At 43.1% G+C, this 3,606-nt stretch carries 5 protein-coding genes; 1 reads left to right on the forward strand and 4 read right to left on the reverse strand.

All coding sequences use genetic code 11. From position 1 onward, the window contains the following. Nucleotides 1-238: 238 nt before the first annotated feature. Nucleotides 239-832: a glutathione S-transferase family protein gene (locus QUB13_RS30215; protein ID WP_333388727.1), complete on the reverse strand. Its 594-nt coding sequence runs from the start codon at nucleotides 830-832 to the stop codon at nucleotides 239-241. 127 nt (nucleotides 833-959) lie between these two features. Then, nucleotides 960-1,979: a choline/ethanolamine kinase family protein gene (locus QUB13_RS30220; protein WP_333388730.1), complete on the reverse strand. Its 1,020-nt coding sequence runs from the start codon at nucleotides 1,977-1,979 to the stop codon at nucleotides 960-962. Between the two features lie 130 nt (nucleotides 1,980-2,109). Here QUB13_RS30220 and QUB13_RS30225 point away from each other — a divergent pair, with 130 nt between their 5' ends. Then, nucleotides 2,110-2,259: a hypothetical protein gene (locus QUB13_RS30225; RefSeq protein ID WP_333388734.1), complete on the forward strand. Its 150-nt coding sequence runs from the start codon at nucleotides 2,110-2,112 to the stop codon at nucleotides 2,257-2,259. A 62-nt stretch (nucleotides 2,260-2,321) separates the two neighbouring features. Here the strand turns inward: QUB13_RS30225 and QUB13_RS30230 are convergent, their stop codons facing one another. Continuing rightward, nucleotides 2,322-3,260 (reverse strand): ISKra4 family transposase, encoded by a 939-nt coding sequence (locus QUB13_RS30230; protein ID WP_442922223.1) that lies wholly within the window; start codon nucleotides 3,258-3,260, stop codon nucleotides 2,322-2,324. Next, the gene (locus tag QUB13_RS30595; protein ID WP_442922224.1) at nucleotides 3,163-3,390 is read right to left on the reverse strand and encodes a hypothetical protein; all 228 of its coding nucleotides are present in this window, start codon (nucleotides 3,388-3,390) and stop codon (nucleotides 3,163-3,165) included. Before QUB13_RS30595 ends, QUB13_RS30230 begins: the two co-directional genes overlap by 98 nt. Nucleotides 3,391-3,606 lie beyond the last annotated feature (216 nt).

Genomic DNA, 3,606 nt, shown 5'->3' on the forward strand with positions numbered 1-3,606 from the left:
CTTTAGCTATCAATAGCGAAAGTATTGCTATCGCGTATGCCCTGTTTGTCCAGGGTTGTGCAGCGTAACACCGTCAGGGCAGGTATTCCCGAATCATTTGTCGTCCTTGCCTATCCATCTTGGTCTGCGTACCCATTCGACCTTGAATTGCTAGTTCGCCCGCATGAAACGGCGATTCGGTTCTTGTCCAGCCTGGGATTGCCATACGTTACCTCTGTTTTTAAGCTGTGCGGTTCGCCTAAAGTCCAGCCATTGGGATATAGCCGGGGAGTTGTTTGATGCGATCGATCCAAGCTAGGACGCTGGGATAGGGTGCGAGGTCAATCTTGCCATCGTTCGCCAGAGCAACGTAAGGAAAGACTGCGATATCAGCGATGGTGGGGCGATCGAATTCTAACCAGTTGCGCGTACTCAAATGCCTATCTAATTGAGTCAGGATATTCTCTGCTTGCTGGTGTGCCCGTTCGATATTGATACTGGTAGCCCCAAACAAATAATAAAGTCGGGAATGTTCAGGGCCCTGGCGGATTTCTCCAGCAGTTGTCGATAGCCAGCGAACGACTTGAGCCAACGGGAGGGCCTCCAACGGCAGCCAGCGATCGCCGCCATGCTGCCGCGCTAAGTACACCAAAATAGCTTGAGCATCAGCTAGTTTGGTATCGCCATCGACCAACAAAGGAACCTGTCCCAATGGGTTGAGTGCCAAGTATTCCGGCGATTTTTGTTCGCCTTTCATTAAGTCCACTTTGACCCATTCATATTCCAATACTTCGGACAGTTTTTTAACGGCCGTGTAAGCCTTACAGAGTAAGCCCTGCCATTTTTTACGCATTTTCTGAAACTTAGGGCTGAACTCAAACATTGAAAAAATAGTCCAGCATATAGCCCGCAAGGGTTTCGGAGGCTCGACTAGATATAAAACTGTCCGAAGTATTGGAAGTAGCGATCGCCATCTTGTTTTATGCGTTCATTCTGTCAATCGCCTCGGCAAATCTTGGTGTTTTCATGTTGTACAATGCTTCGTTGAGCAAAACTTTGGCATATAGAAATTGTCCTTCAGGAGATGAAAGCGACACGGTGCCATTGGCAATTTGTGTGAAAAACTCCTGTTGACGAACGGTTTCCATGCACTCGTCAATCACCGTATCCTGAGACTGTAAAACTGTGGCAAAGCGCATAAATAGCATCGCGTAACACATCAGACAAACTTGCTGCATGATGAAAAATCGAGCGCGTTTGTACTCATCTAGGGAATCGCCAAAATATGCCTTTAGGTAGATTTCTTCCTGCGCTTCAGTCTTCACAAAGTTATTAGCAACAATCGCCAAGTCAACATAGCGATCGTTTTGAAAAGCAGCTTCCCAATCCACCGCCCAAATTTTCTGTCCATCAAACAGCAGGTTCCTGGGGTTGAGGTCATTATGGCTGGGAACGAGATCGGGATCGTAGCACGGGTAAGCTTTCTGGATTTCTGCGTAGTACCTGAAGTGTTCCTCCGTCGCACTTTCCGGCAAGAGTTTGGAAGCTTTAAAGTTTTCAATGAATCCATCGATGCCATCCAGGTAATTAACCAATGTTGGAAAGTTGGGAGCAGCATGTATGGCTCGAACAACGCTCACCACTTTAATTAAATTATCTGGCGTAAACTGTCTAGGAAATGGCTGGGCTTCAATGAAATCAGTAATCGATATTGCATCTTCAGCACTGGCATAGTAAACATGGGGAGCAACACCCGCTTCTGCTGCCAAATTCATGCAAATATAGTGCCGATTTGGATCGTTGAATGTATCAGTTTGCAGTATAACTTTCAAGAGATATATTTTTCCATTCACCGTGATTTTATAAACGAGTGCTGAAGAAAGCCCCCCTGATAAAAGTTCCACGCTTTCAGCGATCGCTGTATTGAAAGCAGTTTTTAGCGCTCTTTCAACAGCTTCCAGTTTTGCTTCTGGTATCGATGCCTTGAATAATTGTTTCATGATGACAAAATTGCTCAACTAAAATGTCTTCTCAACCTTGAGTTTGACTGGACAAAATGGGCAAACTATTTATTTTAGCCTGAGAGATGGTGGAATCTTCATGATGTAAACCGAGTGCGTCTAGTTCTGATTGTATTCACTTTCGGAGGCGATCGCCTGGGAATTTGACGTAGAAGTTCACGGGGTTAGCGTGGCAGAGGAGAAGGAGGAATCCGACCAGAACGAGCACTCAAGACAGATTCAGTCAGGAACTCAAGAATATTCCGGTCTTGCAGCTTGAGAGAAGACACGACGGTGAGTAAACGGGCAACAAACAGGGAGCATCCCGGTTTTGCAAAAGCCTCAAATAGCCAAGAGATCGTTGAGGTAAGCACAACGAAGTTTTAGCATTTGATTGACATTTTTTTTCAACCATTGAGCTCCCGAAATTTTCAACCTTCTATCTATTTGTTTAACAGTCGATTCCACCGCTCCCGAGCCTATGGAACAAATCTTGTCTGATGATAATTGCTCATAGTTAACAATTCGAGAGCGATGCTTTTCTAGATACTTGCAAAAGTTTTTAGCGGTTTTTTTGCGACAACAATATTTAAATAAATTTAGGGTAGGTTCGACCCGACCTTGCCACAAAAATTCTTTGGCTTTGGCTAGAGATTTCAACGACCCTCCCACTTTATATAAATTTTCCATTAAATGATACCAATCTAAAATTTCGCGTCTGGTTTTACCAGGATTTAACTGGCTCATAATCTTCCATATTCCATCATGTCCATCACCCAAACAAGTTAATATATCGGCTAATGGCTGATGGTTTATATAGTTTATTAACTCTTCATTCTCTTGATAAAAAGCCCCATAATAACTTTCATGTAACCGCACTGCCTTATAATCTTGCCAATGAGACCCTTCTCCTAAATTCCCTCTCAGACGGACTTTTCCTCCATCTATGCTTGTTTCTTTCACCTCTATTTTGGCATGAGGTTCTGACCATTCTTGTTTTTCTACCAATCGGTGTAAACAAGTGTGGCCAATCTTTACTCCTGTCTGAACTTCCATTTCTTGGGCAGCCTTGAAGTAGGAAAGATTAGCTATTTGACGGAGACAGCATTTTTCAAATAATGGAGATAATCGAGTAGATTTCTTGAACTCTAATTTTTCGGCCTGTTTTTCAGTAATTATTAGTTCACCAATACAGCTTTTTACGCTCGCTGGGGTCGTCCTTGTTCTGTTCCTGTTGCTTCTTTGATAAAAAAAAACCGATTTCTGGGCCCACTTTTTCAAGCCATTGTTGCCTGAGATGTTTTTCAATATTTTCCAGACTGGTCAGTTCACTTGGCGGTGTATTGTTATACAAAATTTTAGCAATTTCTGCCGAAAAGAATTGCAACTGCTCTAGTTCTTCATGGGTCATGGCTCTTTTTCTCGACTTTTTTTGACACTTTTATTGATTTTAACTATTTTACACTTATTCGGATATTTACAAAACCGGGATGCTCCCAACAAACAGACTTCCTGCTGCTGAATCTGAACCCACATTCCGCACCCTCAACTAAGCTGAGACGCAGCTAGATTGTATAATATAAAAAAATAAGCAATCATTAGTTATAGTGTATGCCAGCCAAAAATC

Origin of the sequence: Microcoleus sp. B4-D4, assembly GCF_036705185.1 — a bacterium.
Taxonomy (GTDB): Bacteria; Cyanobacteriota; Cyanobacteriia; order Cyanobacteriales; family Microcoleaceae; genus Microcoleus.